Origin of the sequence: Photobacterium malacitanum (assembly GCF_900185615.1) — a bacterium.
Taxonomy (GTDB): Bacteria; Pseudomonadota; Gammaproteobacteria; order Enterobacterales; family Vibrionaceae; genus Photobacterium; species Photobacterium malacitanum.
This window is the reverse complement of the sequence record NZ_FYAK01000010.1, coordinates 1-22,298: the sequence shown is the minus strand read 5'-3', so window position 1 is coordinate 22,298 and position 22,298 is coordinate 1. Positions and strand designations below refer to the sequence as shown.

At 37.9% G+C, this 22,298-nt stretch carries 18 protein-coding genes, 5 tRNA genes and 1 pseudogene; 12 read left to right on the top strand and 12 right to left on the bottom strand.

The window, feature by feature from the left end:
* Positions 1-138: 138 nt before the first annotated feature.
* The 4 genes from PMAL9190_RS16435 to PMAL9190_RS16420 all read right to left on the bottom strand — a co-directional run bounded on the left by PMAL9190_RS16435 (position 139) and on the right by PMAL9190_RS16420 (position 3,800).
* Complete coding sequence (locus PMAL9190_RS16435; protein ID WP_087846106.1) at positions 139-981, bottom strand: helix-turn-helix transcriptional regulator; 843 nt, start codon at positions 979-981, stop codon at positions 139-141.
* Positions 982-1,261: 280 nt separating this feature from the next.
* A complete protein-coding gene (locus PMAL9190_RS16430) occupies positions 1,262-1,576 on the bottom strand; it encodes a PTS fructose-like transporter subunit IIB (RefSeq protein WP_065168695.1) in 315 nt (104 codons plus the stop codon).
* 60 nt (positions 1,577-1,636) lie between these two features.
* Positions 1,637-2,695, bottom strand: coding sequence for a PTS fructose transporter subunit EIIC (locus PMAL9190_RS16425; RefSeq protein WP_060996895.1), 1,059 nt, complete (start codon positions 2,693-2,695; stop codon positions 1,637-1,639).
* A gap of 325 nt (positions 2,696-3,020) precedes the next feature.
* Positions 3,021-3,800, bottom strand: a complete 780-nt coding sequence (locus PMAL9190_RS16420; RefSeq protein ID WP_087846105.1) for an AraC family transcriptional regulator — start codon at positions 3,798-3,800, stop codon at positions 3,021-3,023.
* 311 nt (positions 3,801-4,111) lie between these two features.
* Here PMAL9190_RS16420 and PMAL9190_RS16415 point away from each other — a divergent pair, with 311 nt between their 5' ends.
* From PMAL9190_RS16415 to PMAL9190_RS16405, 3 genes are all read left to right on the top strand, one after another.
* Complete coding sequence (locus PMAL9190_RS16415) at positions 4,112-6,001, top strand: acyltransferase family protein (protein ID WP_087846104.1); 1,890 nt, start codon at positions 4,112-4,114, stop codon at positions 5,999-6,001.
* 109 nt (positions 6,002-6,110) lie between these two features.
* Positions 6,111-6,671 carry a 3'-5' exonuclease gene (locus tag PMAL9190_RS16410; RefSeq protein WP_087846103.1) on the top strand — a complete coding sequence of 187 codons (561 nt, stop codon included), beginning with the start codon at positions 6,111-6,113 and terminating at the stop codon, positions 6,669-6,671.
* Positions 6,672-6,914: 243 nt separating this feature from the next.
* The gene (locus PMAL9190_RS16405) at positions 6,915-7,805 is read left to right on the top strand and encodes a DMT family transporter (protein ID WP_087846102.1); all 891 of its coding nucleotides are present in this window, start codon (positions 6,915-6,917) and stop codon (positions 7,803-7,805) included.
* Positions 7,806-7,880: 75 nt separating this feature from the next.
* On the opposite strand, the gene PMAL9190_RS16400 is transcribed toward PMAL9190_RS16405, so the two are convergent.
* Both PMAL9190_RS16400 and PMAL9190_RS16395 read right to left on the bottom strand, forming a co-directional pair.
* Entirely contained in the window at positions 7,881-9,206 is a 1,326-nt protein-coding gene (locus PMAL9190_RS16400; RefSeq protein ID WP_159458405.1) for an SLC5/6 family protein, read from the bottom strand.
* Between the two features lie 536 nt (positions 9,207-9,742).
* Complete coding sequence (locus tag PMAL9190_RS16395) at positions 9,743-11,044, bottom strand: L-cysteine desulfidase family protein (protein ID WP_087846101.1); 1,302 nt, start codon at positions 11,042-11,044, stop codon at positions 9,743-9,745.
* Positions 11,045-11,539: 495 nt separating this feature from the next.
* Between PMAL9190_RS16395 and PMAL9190_RS16390 the strand changes: the two genes are divergently transcribed.
* Positions 11,540-12,898: an NCS2 family permease gene (locus PMAL9190_RS16390; protein WP_087846100.1), complete on the top strand. Its 1,359-nt coding sequence runs from the start codon at positions 11,540-11,542 to the stop codon at positions 12,896-12,898.
* 138 nt (positions 12,899-13,036) lie between these two features.
* The gene (locus tag PMAL9190_RS16385; protein WP_087846099.1) at positions 13,037-14,122 is read left to right on the top strand and encodes a linear amide C-N hydrolase; all 1,086 of its coding nucleotides are present in this window, start codon (positions 13,037-13,039) and stop codon (positions 14,120-14,122) included.
* Positions 14,123-14,210: 88 nt separating this feature from the next.
* Here the strand turns inward: PMAL9190_RS16385 and PMAL9190_RS16380 are convergent, their stop codons facing one another.
* Both PMAL9190_RS16380 and PMAL9190_RS20420 read right to left on the bottom strand, forming a co-directional pair.
* Positions 14,211-15,098 (bottom strand): MFS transporter, encoded by an 888-nt coding sequence (locus tag PMAL9190_RS16380; protein WP_370738781.1) that lies wholly within the window; start codon positions 15,096-15,098, stop codon positions 14,211-14,213.
* Between the two features lie 11 nt (positions 15,099-15,109).
* Positions 15,110-15,373 (bottom strand): hypothetical protein, encoded by a 264-nt coding sequence (locus PMAL9190_RS20420; RefSeq protein ID WP_235004374.1) that lies wholly within the window; start codon positions 15,371-15,373, stop codon positions 15,110-15,112.
* 629 nt (positions 15,374-16,002) lie between these two features.
* Here PMAL9190_RS20420 and PMAL9190_RS16375 point away from each other — a divergent pair.
* Entirely contained in the window at positions 16,003-16,182 is a 180-nt protein-coding gene (locus tag PMAL9190_RS16375; RefSeq protein ID WP_087846097.1) for a hypothetical protein, read from the top strand.
* Positions 16,183-16,308: 126 nt separating this feature from the next.
* On the opposite strand, the gene PMAL9190_RS16370 is transcribed toward PMAL9190_RS16375, so the two are convergent.
* From PMAL9190_RS16370 to bla, 3 genes are read right to left on the bottom strand one after another with little or no spacing between them, the layout of a single operon-like run.
* Positions 16,309-16,554 carry a Rho-binding antiterminator gene (locus PMAL9190_RS16370; RefSeq protein WP_065168704.1) on the bottom strand — a complete coding sequence of 82 codons (246 nt, stop codon included), beginning with the start codon at positions 16,552-16,554 and terminating at the stop codon, positions 16,309-16,311.
* 50 nt (positions 16,555-16,604) lie between these two features.
* Positions 16,605-16,739, bottom strand: coding sequence for a hypothetical protein (locus PMAL9190_RS20460; protein WP_268808126.1), 135 nt, complete (start codon positions 16,737-16,739; stop codon positions 16,605-16,607).
* Positions 16,740-16,771: 32 nt separating this feature from the next.
* Positions 16,772-17,629: a class A beta-lactamase gene (bla, locus tag PMAL9190_RS16365; protein ID WP_087846096.1), complete on the bottom strand. Its 858-nt coding sequence runs from the start codon at positions 17,627-17,629 to the stop codon at positions 16,772-16,774.
* 204 nt (positions 17,630-17,833) lie between these two features.
* Between bla and PMAL9190_RS16360 the strand changes: the two genes are divergently transcribed.
* The 6 genes from PMAL9190_RS16360 to PMAL9190_RS16335 all read left to right on the top strand — a co-directional run bounded on the left by PMAL9190_RS16360 (position 17,834) and on the right by PMAL9190_RS16335 (position 21,656).
* Positions 17,834-17,924, top strand: a tRNA-Ser gene (locus tag PMAL9190_RS16360).
* Positions 17,925-17,970: 46 nt separating this feature from the next.
* A tRNA-Thr gene (locus PMAL9190_RS16355) sits at positions 17,971-18,046 on the top strand.
* 9 nt (positions 18,047-18,055) lie between these two features.
* A tRNA-Tyr gene (locus tag PMAL9190_RS16350) sits at positions 18,056-18,140 on the top strand.
* A gap of 19 nt (positions 18,141-18,159) precedes the next feature.
* Positions 18,160-18,234, top strand: a tRNA-Gly gene (locus PMAL9190_RS16345).
* 6 nt (positions 18,235-18,240) lie between these two features.
* Positions 18,241-18,316 (top strand) — tRNA-Asn (locus PMAL9190_RS16340).
* A gap of 328 nt (positions 18,317-18,644) precedes the next feature.
* Entirely contained in the window at positions 18,645-21,656 is a 3,012-nt protein-coding gene (locus tag PMAL9190_RS16335) for a YncE family protein (protein ID WP_159458404.1), read from the top strand.
* Positions 21,657-21,846: 190 nt separating this feature from the next.
* Here the strand turns inward: PMAL9190_RS16335 and PMAL9190_RS16330 are convergent.
* Positions 21,847-22,116, bottom strand: a pseudogene (locus PMAL9190_RS16330) (DUF4172 domain-containing protein); the annotation flags it as partial.
* Between the last annotated feature and the right edge of the window lie 182 nt (positions 22,117-22,298).

Sequence of the window (22,298 nt, the reverse complement as noted above, 5' to 3'; positions counted from 1 at the left end):
GTATCAATTTGAATGAATTGTGACCGCCGTTGATCACTTTTGTCGAGTGTTACTACTGTTACAATTAACACTAATGACGATTTAATATTGAGATGGCGCAAATAAAAAAAGCAGTAGCGAAACTACTGCTTTACAGGCTTAGTGGACGCGGTATTCCGTGGGCGTTTTACCCGTTTTGCGTTTAAATACACGACAAAAATAGTTTGAATCGTGATAACCACAGCGATTAGCGACCTCTTCTAAACGGAAGTTGTAGCGCTTTAACATAAACTTTGCCCGCTCTAATCGTACCCAAGCGATATAATCGGCAAAACGCATATGGCCTTCTTGGCGAAATAAGCGTGATAAATGGTTCGGTGAAATATTAAATCGTTCTGCAACAGTATTACGGTTGATGTTGCGATGGAAATTTTCTTGAACGTAAATACAAATGCCTTTAAATAAATCTTGGCTACGACGAGTACAATCGGTGGTCGGCATTTCAAGCATATCTTTGCAATAGCATAATAAGGCCATTAACAAAAATTTATCAGCCGGCTGTTTTTTCTTTTCATGAGCTAAGCTTGATAGTGCATTGAGAATATGATCAATGGCATGGCTACTGCGCTGCGGCACACTGTATTTTTGCACATCATAAAAACCATCTTCATTGGCTCGCTTACTCACAAGACTAAAACCAAGTTGGCTTTTACCAAATAATAAACTGAGTACCGAGCACTCATGTTGCCAATCAGGTTTGTTCCAAGCATTGGCTGGAATAAATAACGCTTCACCGACCCCAAGCGTAATATTAGTAGCATCAGGTTGCTGATTATCAAAGGTATTGGCGTAATGGCCTTTAAAGACTAATTCTAAGCGAGGAAAGTTAACTTGATAGCTCGATTCTAGCGGCGGTAATGAGTCACCAGCAAACCAAATGTCATTTAAGGACTCAAAATCAGTAATGGCACTATCGAGTAAATCGATAAAAATATTATGCATCTCTTGCGTCTACTTATTGTTATTTTTTATGGATGTGGACTAACTAATCAATCTAGCTAACATACCCTATGTGTGAATATGCGTATTATCAGTTAGCTAACCTTTGAATGCGATATAATGCTCTTGAAATTGTTATCTTGATGCCAGTTTATTTGGTTAAGAATACGGTTATGCGCATTTTTCAGCTGTTATAGAAAAAGCCACCTTAAATAACGTGATCTAAGATGGCTTGATGTTGGGGGAATAAAGACACTGTGAGGTAACAGTGCCTTAAGGATGATTACGCTTGAGCAAGGTGCGCTTCAATTTTATCCATGATTTGCGGTGCTTTCTTTACCGCATCTGCCACACCAACTCGAACAATTTTCTTACCTGCAAAACGCTCTTCGTTTTTGATCGCGATATCTTTCGTTAGAATCACGATATCAGCATCAGCAACGTCACTCATGGTGATTTCGTTTTCAATACCGATAGAGCCTTGGGTTTCAACTTTAACATCCCAACCTTTTGCTTTTGCTGCAACTTCTAATGCTTCTGCTGCCATGTATGTATGTGCAACACCAGATGGGCAAGATGTGATAGCTAATACTTTCATGTGAATCTCCAAATTTATTATTTAATGCGTTTAACGCGGTGATAAGTGAATGCGATGTTATTAATCAAAACTTAGGTCAAGGTCGTCAGAAGCAGCGGTAGGTGCCTGTTCTTCTTGGCGATCTGCAATCGGTTTTTTAAGGAAGTTAACCATTAAGGCTGTTGTTACTGAGCCTGCAATGATAGCCACGACATAGAAGATACGACCATCAACAACGGGTAGTACAATCAGACCGCCCCATGGTGCATGGTTTAGGACACCAAATAAGAAGGCTGTTACGTTACCAACGATACCGCCAACAACGATTGAAGGGATAACACGTACTGGATCTGCTGCTGCGAATGGGATTGCGCCTTCAGTGATACCGATACAACCCATGATACCTGCCGCTTTACCGGCTTCACGCTCTTCATCAGAGTAACGCTTAGGTGATAGAAGCGTAGCAAGGAACATACCTAGAGGTGGCACACAGATAGCAACACCAACCCCCCCCATTAACCATGGTTGAGTACCGACTTGTGTTTGAGCAAATAGAGTCGCAACTTTGTTGATTGGACCACCCATATCAAAGGCTGTCATACCACCAAGAATCACACCTAGGAATGCTTTAGATGTACCCGCCATGCCTTGTAGCCAAGCGTTCATGCCTTCCATTGCCATTGCAATAGGTGCACCAATAACCCAGATAACTAGACCTGAAACAATGAACGTACCACCAATAGGAAGAATAAAATAAGTTGAGATGGCTTTGAGCTTGTTTGATAGTGGAATACGTTTTAGTTGGAGAACAACGTAACCAGCAATAAAACCGACAATGATTGCACCAATAAAGCCGGCGTTAACTTGGTTGGCAAGGTAAGCGCCAATCATACCCGGAGCAAGTGCTGGACGGTCAGCGATAGAGTAAGCAATGTAGCCACCTAGCACTGGTACGAAGAGAGTGAAACCAGCAATACCCATGTCCCATAAACCTTCAAGGAATACACCTTGAGGGACTGCACCTTTACCACCTAACATTACTGACAGGGCAAGTAGTACACCACCTGCAACAACGAACGGTAACATGTGACTGGTACCTGTTAAAAGGTGCCGTTTTAATTGCGACAATTGGTTTTTCATAAGAATCACTCCATTTCGTTATGAAACATTGGCCACGGGTAAGGACAACAACATAACAGGTTTAAGATGGCAGAAAGCCGTTTTGTTGGAGCCATTATGTGCAGCTAAAGTAATTATCGGTATGGGATAAAGGGTGCATTTGCTGGACATTTGTAACCAGCCAAATGAGTTGTGATTTAACTCTCAGGTTTGAGGTCGTGAGAAAGCGATCTTGCGCACAGAACATGCGCCAATGGTGTTTATTTTTGATTGCAGCAATAAAAAGAGTGGATTATACGGTTCAATACTGGCGTGATTTTTATCATTGTTAGCCAAACGGATTGGACTAATCTAACCTTAAACGGTATTGATCTGGGGTTGCGCCAGTGTATTTTTTAAATAAGGTAATAAACGGCGATGCTTGATGGTAGCCTAAGGTTAATGCGGTTTCGTTAACCGACATGCCTTGGCGTAATAGATGCAATGAATAAATAAATTTACGTCGTTGGCGCCATTCAGTAAAACTGATGCCTAATTTATTTTTATAATGACGCGCTAAGGTACGCTCAGTCGTATGCAGTTGTTGAGCCCATTGTGCCAATGAGAGGTTATTAATTGGATTATGTTCTAATTCAATTAAAATCGGTTGTAGTAATTTATCTTCGCTGGTAGGTAAAAACTGATCATGTTCTTGGCACAATAAAAGTTGATCAAATAACACCGTGACTAAATGCTTGTCTTGTTCGGTCGTTGCGACCATGATTTGACGTTGGCGAAGATCTTCAATAATTGCGGTCATAATGGCGCTAACTTCCAATAAACAAGGGTAAGCGGGTAGTTGATCGGATAGCGGCGGGCAAATATTCATTGAACAATAGTTAAGACTACGGCGAATATAGCTTTTGTGCTCCATCATTGGCGGCATCCACAATGCATAGCGTGGTGGGGCTAAAAAACGTTTATTTGACGTACTCAGTTCAATAATACCATTGCTGACTAGGTGTAATTGTCCCCAGTAATGACTATGGTTGAGAGTACTCGTATCTGGCTCAAACACTTCATGAACAAAAAAAATATCATTAGGTGGATTATTATTATCAATAATTGGGTTGTAAATAGTCGCCATTATTCGATCCAAACACTAGAGCCAATTTATAAGTATATCAGCCATTCAGAACCGGATAAAAGTAGCAATTTCGCTAAAGCATTTCTTCCTTTGTCGCCAGTATAAATTAAAGACTCCAATCTAATTTTAATACATGATAAACATCACAAATAACAATATTAAATTAACCATTTATAGATAATTCTTATCACGAATAATTAATTGTCAATAAATGCTATTATTGTTTTTTTTATGACATAAGCACTGAGATTATCGTTTATTTTCAAATGTTTTTTATTTGCCCCTAAAGATGTGATCTATATAGGAATGTTATGAAATTTAGAACTGATATTAACGGCTTACGTGCCTTAGCTGTTATTGCAGTGGTATTGTTCCATTTTAATCCAGCCTGGATTCGTATTCCTGGTGGTTTTGCTGGGGTGGATGTTTTTTTTGTTATCTCTGGTTTTTTAATGACCAGTATTATATTTAGAGGATTGGAAAACAATCAATTCTCTACTATTAAATTTTATATCGCGCGTGCTAATCGTATTATTCCACCATTGATGGCGATGTGCAGTGTATTATTAATTTTAGGTTGGTTTTACTTAACCCCGGTTGATTATCGTATTTTAGGTAAGCATATTGCTGGTAGCAGTGGCTTTATTTCAAATATTTTTTATTTTAAAGAATCGGGTTATTTTGATGCTGGATCACATGAAAAATGGCTATTACATACGTGGTCGCTGTCTGCAGAATGGCAGTTCTATATTATCTATCCTGTTGTATTAGTTATACTGAATAAAATCTTCAAATTAGCAACGATTAAAAAAATACTGGTAGTGATTACGGGGTGTGGCTTTCTGTTTAATCTCTACGTTAGCCATCAAAATCCAACTTATGCTTATTTTCTGCTTCCTGTTCGTGGATGGGAGATGATGTTAGGTGGATTGGTATATCTATACCCAGTCCAACTTAATGAAAAAAATAAAAAATATTGTCAATGGCTTGGGGTGCTATTAATTATTGCTTCTTATAGTACCATGAGTGAAAAAGACATGTGGCCGGGGTATTTAGCATTAATGCCTGTTGAAGGCGCATTTTTGATTATTTTAGCTAATCGCCAGCAAAGCTTTTTTAATGCCGTTATTCTACAGCGAATAGGCTTATGGTCATATTCAATTTATTTATGGCATTGGCCGCTGGTGGTGATTGGTTACTATTTGTCTATTCCATATTTTGAATTTATCGGTATTCCATTATCGGTATTATTCGGTGCTTTAAGTTATCGCTATATTGAAAATCGTAAAATGGCGTCTCAATCAGCATCAATACCTCGTCAATTAATGACCTCCCTACCGGTGTGGTTAGTGATTGTTGTTGGTGGGCTTGCAGCGGTGGTATTTAAAAATAATGGCTTTGCCGTTGATAGGTTTCCTGCGAGTGTTAATAATATCGTTAAAGACATTAAGCCGACGCCGAACCGTGTTAATTGCCATGTTTATGATTACCAAGATCCAGCAAAAGCGTGTGAGTACTATGGTAATAATATTGATTGGGCAGTATTAGGTGATAGCCATGCGATCAGTATTAGTTATGCTTTAGCAAATCGTTTAAAAGTAACCGATCAAGGGTTAAAACATTTTAGTTTTGCGGGCTGTATTCCTTCTTACGGTCAACAGAATAACTTCAGTCATTGTTCTCGATGGTATAACGAGGCGGCTAATTATATTTTACAAGATAAACATATTCAAAATGTGGTATTGATTAATCGGTATTCGGCAGGGCTATACGGTGAAAATGAAGGGGTTTATCCACGATTACTACATCGAAAGACAGCCCAATATGCTGATATTCTAACGTCATTTGATAAGTTAGTTTTACAATTAGCAAAAACGAAAAAAAATGTTTATGTGATTGAACCTGTACCTGAAATGGGACGTACTATTAGTAAGTTATTTTATGAACATTACTGGGTAGGTCAGCCTGTTAAAAATATCGTATCAATGTCTAAGTCTTATTATAACCAGCGCAATCACGATATTTTGCGTCATTTTAAACACGCTAACTATCCAGCGAATGTTCATTTTATCAATACTCAACAAGCGTTTTGTGATGAACAATATTGTTATGCGGTCCAAGACTCACAGCCTTTGTATCATGATGCGCATCACGCCTCGCAACAAGGGGCAGAGAAAGTTGTATCGCAGATAGTCATTTAGTTTTGTTGTATATAAAAGATCAATAATAATCTGGCGCACAAGGATGAACCCATGGTGACAAAATGGTATTATCTGCGCCCGTTTTACGCCGTGACTCTTGGATAACTTAATGAATTTTGATCGTATTGTCTGTTTTGACCTCGAAATGTGCTGCTGGAATGATGGCCGCACATCGCGAACTGGTGAAATCATCGAAATTGGAGTAGCGGAGCTGGATTTAAATACAGGACGTATTGTGCGACGTGCTCAGCATTATGTACGACCTGAACATGATGAAATTTCGCCTTTTTGCAGCGAATTAACTGGAATTAAACCCGATTTGATTGAAAAAAATGGTAAGCCATTGGCAACTATTTTACGTTCGATTGAACAAAAGTTTGGTGGTCGCCATAAAATCTATGCGGCTTGGGGCCACGATGATCGCATTTTACATAAAGAGTGTGCAGCTAAAGAATTAAAAATGCCGTTTCGTGAATATTTAAATTTAGCGACATTATTTAAATTACAGCGTCATGTCACTAATAAGCGTTTAGGACAACGAGCGGCAATGGAAATTGCTGGGGTGGAATGGGAAGGACGCCAGCATTCAGGTTATGTTGATGCTTATAATCTGGCACGATTAGCTGCGACAATGTTTTGTGAAAAAGAGCCATTAGCAGACGATCAATAGTGAAGGCGTGATACATCTTCGCGTTTCTTTGAAGCCCTAAATTTCTTATGCTGATATAGACGTAAGAAATTTAGGGTTTTGTCGTTTTACTCATTGCTGACCATTTAACCAAGCCATAAATGTCCGACTAAGCATTTTCTATGTCCGATCACGAATATATATTTCTCATAGGAAATGACAAAATAGTGTTGTTATCTATTTCAATGTCCTTTATTGAAATGACTGTTTTATCTAAGGCTGACAATGTTCTATTTATTACCTTTTTTTACTGTTGCAATCTGGGCAGGGAATGCCATTGTCAATAAGATGGCATTTAGTGTCATTGATCCTGGGGCGATTTCTTTTTATCGCTGGTTTTTTGCTTTAGTTGCGTTAACCCCTTTTTTAGCTAAGTCTGTGTGGCGCGAACGAGCTGTTATTAAACCTTATCTTACCAAGTTAGCTTTTTTAGGCTTACTTGGTATGGTGCTTAACCAATCATTAGGCTATTTTGCTGCGGCAACCACCAGTGCGACCAATATTGCCTTGATTATTTCATTAGTACCTTTGGTGAGTATGTTCTTAAGCGTGCCATTATTAGGCCAACGCTTATCAGCTTTTGCTCTGGTTGGTGCGGTTCTATCATTAAGTGGTTTAGTGTTAATGCTTAGCCATGGTCACATTAGTAGTTTGGTGAGCCAAGGGATCAAACAGGGCGATGGCTTAATGTTGATAGCCGCTGTTGTATATGCATTATATTGTGTGTTACTTAAACGTTGGAAAATGCCGATCTCAAATTGGCATTCAGTGTACGTACAATGTCTCTTTGCTGTGGTGATGTTAACGCCACTATTGTTAACCAGTCATCGTATGGCAATTACGGCATCAGCTGCGCCCTTGATCATGTATGCCGCATTATTAGCGTCAGTATTAGCACCATGGTTATGGATGCAAAGCATTGAACGCTTAGGCGCAGATAGAACTGCGATGTTCATGAATTTGTTGCCTATTATGGCTGCTGGTATTGCAAGTGTGATGTTAGGTGAGCAGTTACATAGCTACCATTATGTTGGTGGTCTTATGGTACTCACTGGAGTTGCTATGGCACAAAAACGTGTGAAAGCGAATAAACAAGTTGATGCTGTTACTGCTTAATGTAGGCTTGTTTTATATTTAAACGAAAACGCCGCAATCATCATGATTGCGGCGTTTTTTTATATTACGTTAAACCTAAATAAAAGCTAACAAGGGTGAAATACACAATAAAACCCCTGTAATAATAATTAGGTTGGTCGCTGTACCTTTATATTTATGCAAGCTCGGCACTTGATAGACTAAATATGCCGGAATTAAGCAGCCCACAATACCAAAGATAGGCGAACAAATAGAGGTAAAGGAGAGGATAGGTAAATTTAAAGCAACTGCGCCCCATGCAATTAGAATAATAAAAGCAGTAGTAAACTTATCAACCAGTTTGGTGTTAATTTTGTGAGCTTCAAATTTACGCTCTAATAAGTTCATCATAAGACCGCGGCAAGCTTCTTTAAAGGCGAGGAATACGCCAAAAAAGGACGTAACAACCGCAAAGATATTAATGACTATGCCAACAATTGTTGCCCAGCTACCAGGGAAGTAATGTGCAATCATTGCCAGTGCTGAAATATTTAATTCCATCGCATGCTTGGCTTCAGTTTGATTTATCGCGAAAGTAAACGATACGGCAAAGAAAAATACGACAACAAATAAAATAGTAAACGCAATTTTCATTGCACGCGTCGCTTTATAACGTGCGACTTCAATCGATTTTTCATGTGAGCGGTAAGAGATAACCATCGGGCTCAATGATTGAATGAACAGAATCGATGTAAGGGTAAATGGCAATGTAATAATCGCATTTTTAAGCATCAATCCCCAGTCTTGAACCGGTGTGATATTAGCAAAGCTCCATTGAGGAACTAATAACAAGCTCATCACTGCAACTAACAGCAATACCGTGACAGCCATAAACCCTGAGATCTTAAATAAGAACTTTTCACTTTTAGAACCGATATAACTTAATAAGCTAATCAGGGCTAAGCCATAAAAGACGTTATGGTTAAGATGGGTTTTCGTTATGCCAAATGAGTGTAAGTAAGAGGCACTATCATTGGTAACGGTTAATGAATAGACCAGCACCCAGATCACTAACATTAAAAAATACAGGATCCCGAGACCAATACCCCAGTTTTTTCCGAGGTAGCCTGAAATGACCCCCGGATAGTCAGTACACTTTTTCGATTCCGCTAATGTATTAATGAATAATTTTTGGAATAAATACATGGCAGGGTAACCAATCACTGCTGATAGCAAAAATACCCATAATCCCATTACACCTACTTGAACAGGTAAGAATACAATCCCGGCACCAACCGCCATACCAATGCTCATCACGATCCAGCCAATGTCGACATGGTCAAATTTGATCGCTTGCTGCCATTGTTGTTGGGTCATATTGGCTTGAACATGTAGTGGTGTATTGGGTACTGCTGTTTGAGATAAATTGACTGTTTGATTCATATTAATTTCAGCCTGAATAGTTAACCAAATCACATTATTTGGTTTATTATTTTTTACGGCAAATGCCGGCCTTTTTTTGCATATTATTAGAAATATAAAGCAGTCAAACTATAATCAAATAGCAGCATAAATGAGTGTGCATTACTCATAAAACGTACTTTAAGTTTATGTTATTTATATATTTTAGACCCACATATCAAAACAAATCATAATATGAAAATGCATAAGATGACGTAATATAAAAAAGCTGAATTGTGCGATTTTTATTAGATTAGATGGTGGTTATTTCTAATAGCGTTTGTGTTATTTATGACAGAATTATTACGCTAATAGCGTGTTTCTTAAATAACTAGAAGTAATTTGATATAACGAAATGGAATACTCGAGGGGAGAAAAATGCGGTTTTTACTGTTTTTTTCTGAGAACTGTACAATTGGTGCAATATAATCCTCTAGATAAAGCTAAAAAAGTAAATTAGTTACCTTACTTTTTATGTATACCTAGAGGCATTAGCTACTATATTAGTGAATGTATGGTTATTTATTAATCATAATATCAAGGATCTGCACATCGGTCTGTGTCATTGAACCATTGGCAAGCATTGATAAATTACGAATAGTACTGTCTACATCATGAGCGACAATACCTTCATTGCCCGTTACGCCGATGCCATCTAATGCCATTAATGCTGATTTTACAGCAGAGCCAGCTGATGATGATACTTTCATTGCACAACTGGTTTTGGCGCCATCACAGATCATACCTGCAATATCACCAATCATACTGTTAATCGCGATGCTAATTTGCTTGATATCACCACCGAGTAACCATGTCATACCAGCAACAGCGCCCATTGAGGCAGTTGTTGCGCCACATAGTGCTGATAATTTATTTTGATAGCTTTTAATGTAAATCGCCATTAAATGCGACAACATTAATGCACGAATAAGTTGCTCATCATTGGCATTAATAAATTCAGCCACCACAACCACAGGCATGGTCGCAGCTATTCCTTGGTTGCCAGAGCCTGAATTACTCATGGCTGGTTTCATTGCGCCGCCCATACGCGCATCAGAAGCTGCTGCTGTACGGAGTAAGACATCGGTTAATAAACCACCAGCAAGTAAACCGCGCTCCATACTGCGTTTAAATGTCGCGCCAACTTGGAGACCATAATTGCCTTCTAAGCCTTCAATTGAAAGGTCGTTGTTTAGTTGATAAGCCTGCTTAATAAACGCAATATCAGCTAATGGTGCTTGGGTTGCAAAGTCAAAAATATCTTGTGCAGAGGCATCACTAAAAGGATTACTTGTAATCGATTTGGTTGCTGTTGATGTCGGTTGTGGATCGGCAATATAAGTTGTGATCCCGTCTTCTTCAATGGCCAACACATGGGTGTGGCTATTTGCTATCGTCACGCTAGCAGAGCGATCGGCACTAAAGATGGTGACTTTGGAATAAAGAATATTACTCACATTAGCAACGCTAACAGTCACCATTTTTTGATCTAACATGTTTTTTGCGATAGCAACATCGTTAGCGGTAAGGTTTTTAAGCACTTCTAATTGTGCATTGCTATCACCAGCGACAGCACCAGCAGCGGCTGCAATTTCAAGTCCAACCATACCCGTACCAGGAACGGTTACTCCCATACCATTTTTCATTAAATTGGCTGAAACCTGCACATTAATCGCAGTAATATTCTGATAGTTTATATTAAGTTTATTCACAGCTATTGCTGCGGCGAGTGCAACCGATACAGGCTCTGTACAACCTAGTGCAGGAACAACATCGCGTTTTACAACATCAATAAATGCCGGCCAAAATGTGTGTTTCATTGCAATCACCTAACGATCTATATAAAAGATCAAAAATTACGGATTTAAAGCAAATTTAAATATTTGCCATTTCAATATGTAGCTAACGTTACATGTTAGTTATTGATTGCGAGTATACATTTAGTCGTAAAGAAAAAAATCGTATATTCCTTACTTATAGAAAGGCTATATAGAATATTTTTCTATTTAATTTTCAATAAGTAAAATAATGTTACATCCATCACACTTTTGTTGGGATTATTTTTTATCGATAACGTAATGAATTTTTATGGTGATGATGAAAATATTATTGTTATTTGATCAGAATATCAGTTTATAGTGGCAGGGAGAGTGACTTTCTAGGTATCATTGTTAGGTAAAGAATGATCTAAAGGCTGAGCCATAATAATGTCAGCCTTTTATTTTCTCCAATAAAGTAAACGTTTGCGTTGGTGGTAAATGAGGATTAGCGACCAATGATAGCGGATTGAAACCAGACAATTATAGGAAGACATCATGTCTGTTGACAGTACACATAACACTCCAAATGAATCAACACGTGGTTTAGACCGTTATTTTCAAATATCAGCACGTGGTAGCAGTGTTAAACAAGAAATTATCGCAGGGTTAACCACTTTTTTAGCTATGGTCTATTCGGTGATTGTAGTACCAAGCATGTTGGGTGCAGCTGGGTTTGATCAAAGTGCAGTTTTTATAGCAACCTGTTTAGTGGCGGCTTTTGGTTCATTGCTGATGGGGCTATGGGCGCGTCTGCCAATGGCTATTGGTTGTGCAATATCATTAACGGCTTTTACTGCATTTAGCTTAGTGCTCGGACAAGGCGTTAGTATTCCGGTTGCATTAGGTGCGGTGTTCTTGATGGGCGTGGTGTTTACTTTTATTACGGTTACCGGTATTCGTGGTTGGATCATGAGAAACATGCCAACCGGGATTGCACATGGTACTGGTATCGGTATTGGTTTGTTTTTATTGTTGATTGCCGCTAACGGTGTCGGTTTGGTTATTAAAAATCCCCAAGCGGGCTTACCTGTCGCTTTTGGTGATTTTGTGTCACTGCCAGTGATTATGTCGTTGGTGGGTTTAGCGGCTATTCTTGGGCTTGAAAAGCGTCGAGTACCAGGTGGTATTTTATTGGTGATTATTGCGATTTCTGTGTTTGGGTTGATTTTTGATCCCAATGTGAAATACCACGGTTTGTTTGCATTACCAACATTTGGCGGCAACGGTTCATTATTAGGCTCTCTTGATATTATGGGCGCGCTTAATCCGGTGATCTTACCGACAGTATTAGCGTTAGTGATGACGGCTATTTTTGATGCAACGGGTACCATTCGTGCTGTCGCTGGCCAAGCGAATTTATTGACTGAGCGCGGTAATATTATCAGTGGTGGTAAAGCATTAACCGCCGACTCTGTAAGTAGTATTTTTGCAGGTTTTGTCGGTGGCTCACCTGCTGCTGTTTATATTGAATCTGCAGCGGGCACAGCTGCGGGTGGTAAAACCGGTTTGACAGCAACGACGGTTGGTCTGTTATTTGTATTGATGCTGTTTTTAGCGCCAGTAAGTTATTTAGTACCGTCTTATGCGACCGCGCCTGCATTAATGTATGTCGGTTTATTAATGTTGAGTAATGTCAGTAAACTGGATATGAACGACTCTGTTGATGCGTTATCAGGGTTGTTATGTGCTGTTTTCATTGTTCTTACGGGGAATATTGTTACCGGAATCATGCTTGGCTTTGTGAGTTTAGTGATTGGACGTGTGGTATCGGGTGATGTTAAACGCCTTAATATTGGCACTGTTATTATTGCGATTGCATTAGTCATCTTTTATGCCGGTGGTTGGGCTATCTAAGCTTACAAAATAGCTTATTTATCAGAAACCCACGAACTTGCGTGGGTTTTTTTTTGTTTGTTTAATTTTGTACGGTTTTTTTTCTTCATACTCAAGGTAAAATAACGCCATATATTTTTAATTATGGAATTTTTAGCAATGAAAAAAACCTTATTAGCGTTGGTTGTTGCGATCGGATTTAGCCAGGCTGCTAATGCTTGTACTGGCATTACATTAGCTACAACAGGTAATGATCATATTCAAGCGCGTACTATTGAGTGGGGACACAGTGATCTTAATAGTAAATTGGTTATTGCACCGCGTGATTATTCGTATACTTCAACCATGCCTGATCAGAAATCAGGACTAACGTGGAAGAGTAAGTATGGTTTTGCTGGCATATCTGTAAGTGATGATAAGTTCATTGCCGAAGGGATCAATGAAAAGGGCTTAACGGCAGGGCTATTTTATTTTCGTGGTTACGGCTCACTAGCAACTTATGATCCAAAAGATACCGCCAATAATATTACTGATATGGACTTTGTGCGTTGGATGTTAAGCCAATATTCAACAGTTGCTGAAGTAGAAGCGGCTTTGCATAAAATAAAGATCGTGACGGTTTATTTTGATGAAAAAGGCCAGCCATCACCGACTGCACATTGGCGAGTATCTGATAAGCAGGGCAATAGTATTGTGATAGAAATTATGGATCACGGTAAGATTAATATTCATAAAAATACCGCTAAAGTGCTAACTAATTCGCCTGATTATAATTGGCAAGTGACTAACCTTAATAACTATATCAATTTACACCCAGGTATTAGTAAGCCGCAGCAGATTAATGGAGTAGCAGCACAGTCTTTTGGTGTCGGTTCTAATTTCGTTGGCTTACCTGGTGACATCTCACCACCGTCGCGATTTGTTCGTGCTGCATTTTACGTTAATAGCGCACCCGTTTTAAAAACAGCACAGCAGGCAGTATCACAAGCATTTCATATTCTGAATAATTTTGATATTCCAATTGGGAGTGAGTTTAATGATAAAGCTCATATTCCTGATCTACCAAGTGCGACGCAATGGACATCAGTTATTGATCAAAATAATGGCGAGTTGTACTACAAAACAATGCACAACAGCACCATTCGCCGAGTTGACTTAGCAACACTTAACTTCAATGCTAAACAAGAACATATTCAAGCGTTAGATAATGGTAAATTTAGCTATCAGAATGTAGCGGTTAAATAACCAAAAGCCAGCATAATCGTAATCAAAAAGACTCTCACTCATGAATATTAATGGGTGAGAGTCAGTTTACACGCTAGCTTTTTTGCGATTAAGTGGGTTGAACTTTTGATTCAGGCGGCGCTTTATGAATTAAGAGATAAGCCGCAATACCTACAAATATAATAATAAAATAATCCAGTAGCCCATGTGGAACAGACATAAAAGGATGAGCAAATAAAGGGCTGAGAACGGCACCAATACTAAAAGCAAAGAACATAATTTGAGCATTAGCAAATAACAGCTCATCATTCAGTGATTGTGTGGATTGCGCAATGGCGATTGGGTATAAGGCAAAAATAGCGCTGCCAAATAGGGTGCTGCAAGTAAACAGTATTATTGTATTTTCAGTGAATTGAAAACCTAGCATAGTCGCAATACCGACTGCGCTAAATATAATAATAGATTGTGATTTAGTTACTCTGGTTTGAATGACTTTTGCTATCGGTTTTGTCAATATGCCACCAATAATAATACTCACCATAAAATAGCTAGCTTGGTGGTGATCATAACCACAATTATGGAGTTCTAATGGCATTAAACCATATAAAGAACCTAAAATTAACCCAGAAGCTAGACAACCCAATAAGCCTTGAATATTAATTTTTCCCATAATGTCTAAATTTATTTTAGTTGCTTTAGTGATTATTGGTGTCGATTTGCACATCACCATTAATGGTATAAGTGAACAAATAATCATTATAGAAATAGCAATAAAAGGCGTATAGCCTTCGGTTCCTGTAATACTAACTCCTGTTTGACCGACAGCACGGCCTAAACATAATACTGCGGTATTGGTTGCTAATCGTGCGGCTTGTTGCGATTTTGGTGTAACTAACAATAGCCATGATTCACATGAAATATAAATACCAGCAACCGCTATTCCTGCAAAAAAGCGACAGATTAACCAAATAGAAATATTAGGATAGATCGCTAAAATAGTTACTGTTATTAAATATAAGCAGATAAAGAATAAAATTCCTCGTTTAAATTGCAGTTTATTGATAATGGTTTTGTTAAGAATATACCTAGCAGTACACCTAAGTAAAAAATACTGGTGAGATCGCGTGCAAAAGATTGATCAAATCCAAAATGCTTAAAAGTAAACGGTAAAATACTCATTAAAAAGGCTGTACCGATTGAAAACAGCCCTAGAGAAAATAAGACCCCATTATAGCTTGTATATTTGAGGTGATTCTCTGTAATCCTTGTCATTAATCCTTCCATACATAGAAAAAACTTATTTATTTTAGGTGTTTTTTGGGTGTTTTTTCTACTTTTAACGTAATAAATGTAACATATGTGAGACATTGGTTACATAAAGTGCTTTTTAATATAAGTATTTTTTATATTTAATTGGGACTGGTTATGCCCGGTTGCAGACAAATAACCATGACTTATATAAGCCTATTTACTGGCAATAATGTGCTGAAGTGGTGATTAATTCACCCAGTTTGACAGTTTTGCTGTATTGAAGTGATCAAAAATGAAAACTTGCTTTTCGAGATCTACCTTTTGTCTAAGTTTATAAGTTAAATGAAAAAATATCGGAATATAGACAAAATAGCAAAATACTGTCATTTCATTGCTTAAAAGCGACGTTTGTATTTAATTTTGTTTAAAAACAATAGCTTGCTTACATATCGTGATGTGGAAGTCGTGATCTTAATATGAGAAAGAGGCTTAAATAAGCATTTTTAATGATGGTGATTTTTAATTCACTCTATTTGTGTATCTAACGTTGCAATTTACGTAGGATGACAATTAATTTAATGCTGGTAAATTCGATTGCAAGGCAAAAGAGCTTATGTTTTTGCCATTATTAATTAATGTTGAGGTTTATTATGAAAGTAGTTGTTGAAATCTTAGAATCAGGCACATACCGAGATCAAGCATGGGAAGGCAGTTTTTTATCAACGAAAGGCGAGCTACGTGCAGTTACACCTTCTTATGCAGCACAATTGATTGGCGAAGCAAAAGCTGCACTTTCTTTAGATGATCAAGGGGAGATAAGGTTTGCATAATTACCTATATGGTATCAATAATTAAAAATGGCGTTTCTATTAGGAAAAATAGAAACGCCATTTTTTTATTGTAAATAGAGAACAAGTGATCGTATTTACAATGTAAATTGTTTTTTAATCAATGCGTTAGTTGAAATTTATTGTCGAAAAATGCGGGTTTTTTGTGATCGCCACCATCGATACAAGATTATCTAATATGATAGGTTGTTGCTGTTGCTCAACTAATAACATCATACACTCTTCTCGATTTTGATTATAAAAAGTATCGTGAGCAATACCTACAATTTGACTACCATCGCTCAGGGTGAGTTTTATCGTCAAATGATGCATACATGCTATTTCAATATAATCATGTTGGTGGCAACTTAGCATTGTATTATCCTCGTAGTATTAATAATCAGCTAAAATCTCAAAGTAAGATATTATCTAAATAGCTCTAAAATATTATGGATAAAGGTGAGTAACATACCTAAAAAATCCATTATTCCCGCAATCAGTAAACGCATCATCATATCTAATTTGTAATAAATAATATAAACAATAGCAAAAGAGGACACTAAATAGATCCTCTCTGCATTCTTTTTCGTCTTTATTTTAAATGCTGAAAAATTAGTTGGCCAATATTAGCGATAGTGGTGTTAAGTTCCGCCATTGGTTTGCCCGTTTGGGCTAAATAAATACTGATCATGATTGGCTGCTTACCTTGCTGCCAAACAGCTGCAGTAATGCCGCGTGAACCATATGTACTGTCATAACCTGAACGATCTGCAATGTGCCAGCCAGCGGGTAAAACAGCACGAAGTAAGGGATCAGAGACTTTATTGTCCATCATCCATTGCTTTAACTGCTTGCGAGCACTTGTTGATAACGCATCTGTATATAGAAGATGATATAAGGTTGAATTTATCGCGATAGGGGTAGTGGTATCGCGCAGTTCTGCAGCACTGACATTATTAACATTAGGCTCGATTCTATCTAGACGCGTGATTTTGTCATCAAGAGTACGAATAAATTGCGTGACACTCTTAGGCCCACCAATATTATTAAGTACAAGGTTAGCAGCAGTGTTATCACTGGTTAACATGGTTGCATTACATAATTGAGCCAATGTCATGCTGGTACCAACACGATCAGTTGTGACTGGCGCATAGCTTAAAATATCACTTTGTTTAATTGTGATAGCCTGGTTTACGTCAATACGTTGAGTATCAGCCTGATGTAATAGGTCGGCACAGGCTAAGGTTTTAAAAGTACTCATCATTGGAACACGCTGTTCGCCATGGTAACTCCAACTTGTATTAGTATTGGCGTTATATACAGCGACAGCGACTGTGCCTCCTAGTTGGTGCTCGATTTTCGCTAGCTCGGGGCTAATCTGGCTAATTTGTGCTGATGCTAACTGGCTAAAAGAGAGTAACAGTGCGCTAGTGATAATGGGTAGCTTCATAAACAATGCTCTGATGTTAATAATTGAAGCCGAATTGTACTTAATAATTCGATGATGCGAACCAATATGAGAGACAACAGCATAATAATTAATGATAAATGTATTTCTTGTGAACTTTTTGCTTAAAAAATGGCTAGTTAGAACTTTTTTGTGTTTTTTCGCTTTACAGTTGCCGCTGAGGACTATAATATTCACCGCACTTACGGAGAGATGGCTGAGTGGTTGAAAGCACCGGTCTTGAAAACCGGCATACGTTTATAGCGTATCTAGGGTTCAAATCCCTATCTCTCCGCCATATTTAATTGTTGAGCTTAGGCTCTGCAATAAAAAGAAATTAGTGTGCCGACTTAGCTCAGTAGGTAGAGCAACTGACTTGTAATCAGTAGGTCACCAGTTCGACTCCGGTAGTCGGCACCATTAAATTTCGGTGGGGTTCCCGAGTGGCCAAAGGGAGCAGATTGTAAATCTGCCGGCACTGCCTTCGAAGGTTCGAATCCTTCCCCCACCACCATAATTTGTAAAGATACATCGCAGGTATCGTATAATGGCTATTACTCCAGCCTTCCAAGCTTGAGATGCGGGTTCGATTCCCGCTACCTGCTCCAAACAATTCCCTCTTAGTTCAGTCGGTAGAACGGCGGACTGTTAATCCGTATGTCGCTGGTTCAAGTCCAGCAGAGGGAGCCAAATAGAGAAGCCCGCAAGCAATTGCGGGCTTTTTTACGTCTGGAGAAAAGGCCATGATGACGCCACTCAGAATATTGCTATGCACGACATGAGTATCCAGAACGATCATTCTGCATACCTCTGACCAATCACAATAAGTTAGCTATTCAGCAATAACTAAAATGTAATAATTTGTATCCAAATACTTATTTATCTTCATATTATTTCTTTTTTTTCAAGTGGTTATAATTAAAGCAAAAATGCAAATCGTAACGATAAGTATTTCTATTTTTTTAAAAAATACGCATCATCTATATATGCAGTAGGTTTAATAAAGATGGAAGGAACCATGATGAAGATTAAATTATTATCAACAGTAATTGGTATATCGATGTTACCCCTCTCGCTCGCTATTAGTTCTGAAATGAATAGAACATTATCAGCTGAGCAACAATATTTTACGCAAGAGTACCAATTTAAATATAATCAAATTAATGATCGCTTAAGAGAATTACAGACATATGCAGAAAACCCAGACAATGTAATTATTATTAACGATGAGCGTTTTATAGAACTAAGTGGTATTAAATATAAATTAAATAATAAAAATAATCCGGAAATTCCGTTAAGAGCGTGGGATGACGCTTCAGCGATACAAACTTTATTCCCATTCTTTACTGATGATTGGGAGCTAAGCCAATATTCTGACGGTGCAGTATTTGTAAACAAATATTTTGGTAACTATAACTATGGAAATGGTTGCCTACTTGAGTATTATCCTGATGGAAGTATTCAAAATGGGCAGATTACCGATGTAATAATTGAAACATCTAGCTGCTCAGTTAATTCATTTGATACTAATGTACGCTATTTTGGTAATCCTATAAGATTAACGCCTCTGGATTTGAATCAAGATCGTTTCTCTGCCACTGCTGTAGAACGCTATAGAGATCGACTCTATGTTACTCGTTCAGTGCAAAATCAAAATAATTATATTGATGTTTATAATATCAAAACGAATGAAATTATAGATAGGATTGAGGGCAGCACAACATCTAGTGGGCAAACGTACAAATATCATCGCTTAAATGAATTATACATTGAAGACAATTACTTATTTGTTGTTTCGTGGGAATCTAACCGTGTTGATGTTTTAGATCTTGATAATAATCATCAACATATCATGCAAATAGGTATCGATAGTTCTACAGGTACTGGCTTATTTAGACCACAATCAGTTGTCGGTAACAATAATTATCTATTTATATCCGATGCCAAAGATAAGATTGCCGTCATAGAAAAAACGCAAGTAACACCTGAAAACTCGAATCATATGGATCGCTTTGCATCGTTGGCATTTGGCAGCGGTCAGTATAGTCATCGATTGGTACAAATGCATATATTAAATGACTATTTACTTGTAAATACATCTAACAATAATTATGCCATTTACGATACGAGAAAAATTCAACCTGGCATCACACTACAGCCTGAAAAAGTTGTAGCTATAGCCCCTAATAAAATTGACCGTTCAGGCGAACATTTGATAATAAATATTAATGGTCGGCTTGAGTGGCACAAGATATCGACATTTATCGCTAATAACTTTGAGTTTATTGAGCCTGAAGGAAATATTAAGTCACTAAATGGAGATGAAATTAATAACTATCAAGATATTCATTTTGATAATAATGAGCTAATAACGATAACCGCTAATAATATTAATATTAACTCGTACATCGTTAATAGCAATATCACTTTTACCGCAGATCAAAGTATTGAGGTAACTCCAGTACAGTTTAATCAACTTATGCCTAGTGCAATACAGAAAATCTATACTAATAATGACACGTTAGACATTCTTACAAATGCAGAGCTACGCTCTGTACGTATAAATAAGTTAATTAACACAAAATTTATTGATAATAGTACAGTTGAAATCACTAACTATAATGCCAAAACAGTCACCAACATTGATATTTTTGCAAAACTAAATGGCATTGATAAGTGGTTTATATTAGGGAATATCGACACACTGCCACCCTTTACACGAATTACACTTCCCCTATCTGCTTTTGGTGAAGTTGGACGCTATAACAGTAGTAATAATGATGGTGTATTTGATCTCAGTACAATAATGAGCAGAGATGATAATTTTACTGACTTACTACAGACATCATTTAATTCCAAAACAGATAAATTTGTACAAAAGATCAAAAAAATAAAGCCTCGGTGGAACATACGTACAACGGGAGCGAGCACAGGTAACTGGCTACCAATGAGCCCACTTCATGCTCGTGAGTACCTCATCATGATGACAAACTTTGCTTACATGGCGTCATCTGAAGAGTATAAGTTATTCTGGTTCAATTTCAGTGAAATGTACGGAGACGGGACGGAATTCTATGGAAATGCAGGCCCAGTAGAAGGTCCTAATGGTTTCTTCACTCCAAATGACTATGATCACTACTATGATGCAATGCTTAACCGTGATTACTTAAGCCTGGGTGTTGTTCAAAATGTTGGGGGCTTAGGTAGCCCATCTATTACCGGTATTTCTGAAAACAACTTTTATCTTCACTACTATGGTTACTATGGAATCCTAGCTCACGAGTTTGGCCATGGCTTTGATGGTAAACACCTTTATAATGATGGCACTGCTTTCGCTGCCTCATGGTTTGGATTCCAACCTATGATGACTGACTTAGGGATGTACCTGATCCGTAAAGGTGATATGCCTTATCTCGATGTAGATGAAGATCTAAACGGTTTTTACAAAGATGAGAATGCTCAATACCGTCACTTCCCGGTAACAGCGAAGCGTGCTCATCGACCTGATAGTAACTCAAATAAGTTTGACAAATGGTTTATGGCCTCTTCAACAATGCCTCAAGGATGGTTCGCTAACACTGACTCCTTTAAATATGAGCAACTAAACAATCATGAGAAAGCTTCAATCGCTAAATTAAATAAAGATGGGTTGCAACTTCCAATTTGCCGATTTACTCAAGAGATAGAAGGATACCCAAAAACGCTATACGGTTATGTTAATGAAATAACGCCTGATACCTATGAATGTACCTTAGGAAGTGAAATTAGTTATCGACTAAGTGATGGTACTCATTTCACGCCAGTGTCAGCGCTAAACCAATTTGATTGGCTATCGCTACATAGTCCAAATTCTTCTGGTCAGCTAGTGGAAAGTGATCAAGGATTGCCATTGTGTACGATTAATTCATCTGGCTTCTATGGTGTTGGCTTTAAGATAAATAGTGCCTGTCAACAGATTCCGGAAATATATTGGTCGAACGGCAATAGATGGTTTTTCTCAAGTGGTCATAGTACTTATCAATATCGTTAACAGCCATTAAATCAGCAACTCCTCCCCCAATAACACTTAATTATTGGGGGATCCTAATACACAATATAACCAAGATCATTAAAGTGGCCTCTTAAAACCATCCAAACCAATGTCATTATCTTCTAACAGTTTTTTATTATAAAAGGTAACGGGGAATACCAGTTTGATTATTCTTATGGTTGGTTTGCATATCGAGATTTTCAACCACATCAAGCATGATTTCAGCTAACCCAGCGGTTTGCTCGGTGATTGGAAACGGTCTCTCTTCCGTCATCCCCAGCTTTTTCCCTTCAATAGCACTGGAATGGACAATGTTAGCCTGTAGTATATCTAACATACTTTGTTGTTGGTTCGGCGATTGGCTGGTGATTTTTCCCAGTAATATGCCTTGGTTAAGGCGTGTTTGCCTCACCATTGGCTCGATGAGATGTTGATCCCAGTGAAAATGAGGCCAGTTATCTTACTGTCATACCTACATAATTGATCCTTTGATACGAAAAGAGAGCTTATTCGAATCATATTGTTCTAATGAAATGTTGACGGCACTTGGGAGTTTTTTCTTTTCATTACAATAGGCTTTTATTGTGACTTTTTTGGGTGAACTTCTGTCGTTACTCACCTCAACGACGATATTCTCTGGCA

What these genes read in the sequence shown, in the direction of transcription:
- bla (WP_087846096.1), bottom strand. Translation starts at nt 17,629, where the DNA reads ATGAAGCTACCCATTATCACTAGCGCACTGTTACTCTCTTTTAGCCAG.
- PMAL9190_RS16395 (WP_087846101.1), bottom strand. Translation starts at nt 11,044, where the DNA reads ATGAAACACACATTTTGGCCGGCATTTATTGATGTTGTAAAACGCGAT.
- PMAL9190_RS16425 (WP_060996895.1), bottom strand. Translation starts at nt 2,695, where the DNA reads ATGAAAAACCAATTGTCGCAATTAAAACGGCACCTTTTAACAGGTACC.
- PMAL9190_RS16335 (WP_159458404.1), top strand. Translation starts at nt 18,645, where the DNA reads ATGATGAAGATTAAATTATTATCAACAGTAATTGGTATATCGATGTTA.
- PMAL9190_RS16400 (WP_159458405.1), bottom strand. Translation starts at nt 9,206, where the DNA reads ATGAATCAAACAGTCAATTTATCTCAAACAGCAGTACCCAATACACCA.
- PMAL9190_RS16370 (WP_065168704.1), bottom strand. Translation starts at nt 16,554, where the DNA reads ATGCTAAGTTGCCACCAACATGATTATATTGAAATAGCATGTATGCAT.
- PMAL9190_RS16435 (WP_087846106.1), bottom strand. Translation starts at nt 981, where the DNA reads ATGCATAATATTTTTATCGATTTACTCGATAGTGCCATTACTGATTTT.
- PMAL9190_RS16410 (WP_087846103.1), top strand. Translation starts at nt 6,111, where the DNA reads ATGAATTTTGATCGTATTGTCTGTTTTGACCTCGAAATGTGCTGCTGG.
- PMAL9190_RS16375 (WP_087846097.1), top strand. Translation starts at nt 16,003, where the DNA reads ATGAAAGTAGTTGTTGAAATCTTAGAATCAGGCACATACCGAGATCAA.
- PMAL9190_RS16390 (WP_087846100.1), top strand. Translation starts at nt 11,540, where the DNA reads ATGTCTGTTGACAGTACACATAACACTCCAAATGAATCAACACGTGGT.
- PMAL9190_RS16415 (WP_087846104.1), top strand. Translation starts at nt 4,112, where the DNA reads ATGAAATTTAGAACTGATATTAACGGCTTACGTGCCTTAGCTGTTATT.
- PMAL9190_RS16430 (WP_065168695.1), bottom strand. Translation starts at nt 1,576, where the DNA reads ATGAAAGTATTAGCTATCACATCTTGCCCATCTGGTGTTGCACATACA.
- PMAL9190_RS16405 (WP_087846102.1), top strand. Translation starts at nt 6,915, where the DNA reads ATGTTCTATTTATTACCTTTTTTTACTGTTGCAATCTGGGCAGGGAAT.
- PMAL9190_RS16420 (WP_087846105.1), bottom strand. Translation starts at nt 3,800, where the DNA reads ATGGCGACTATTTACAACCCAATTATTGATAATAATAATCCACCTAAT.
- PMAL9190_RS20420 (WP_235004374.1), bottom strand. Translation starts at nt 15,373, where the DNA reads ATGACAAGGATTACAGAGAATCACCTCAAATATACAAGCTATAATGGG.
- PMAL9190_RS16385 (WP_087846099.1), top strand. Translation starts at nt 13,037, where the DNA reads ATGAAAAAAACCTTATTAGCGTTGGTTGTTGCGATCGGATTTAGCCAG.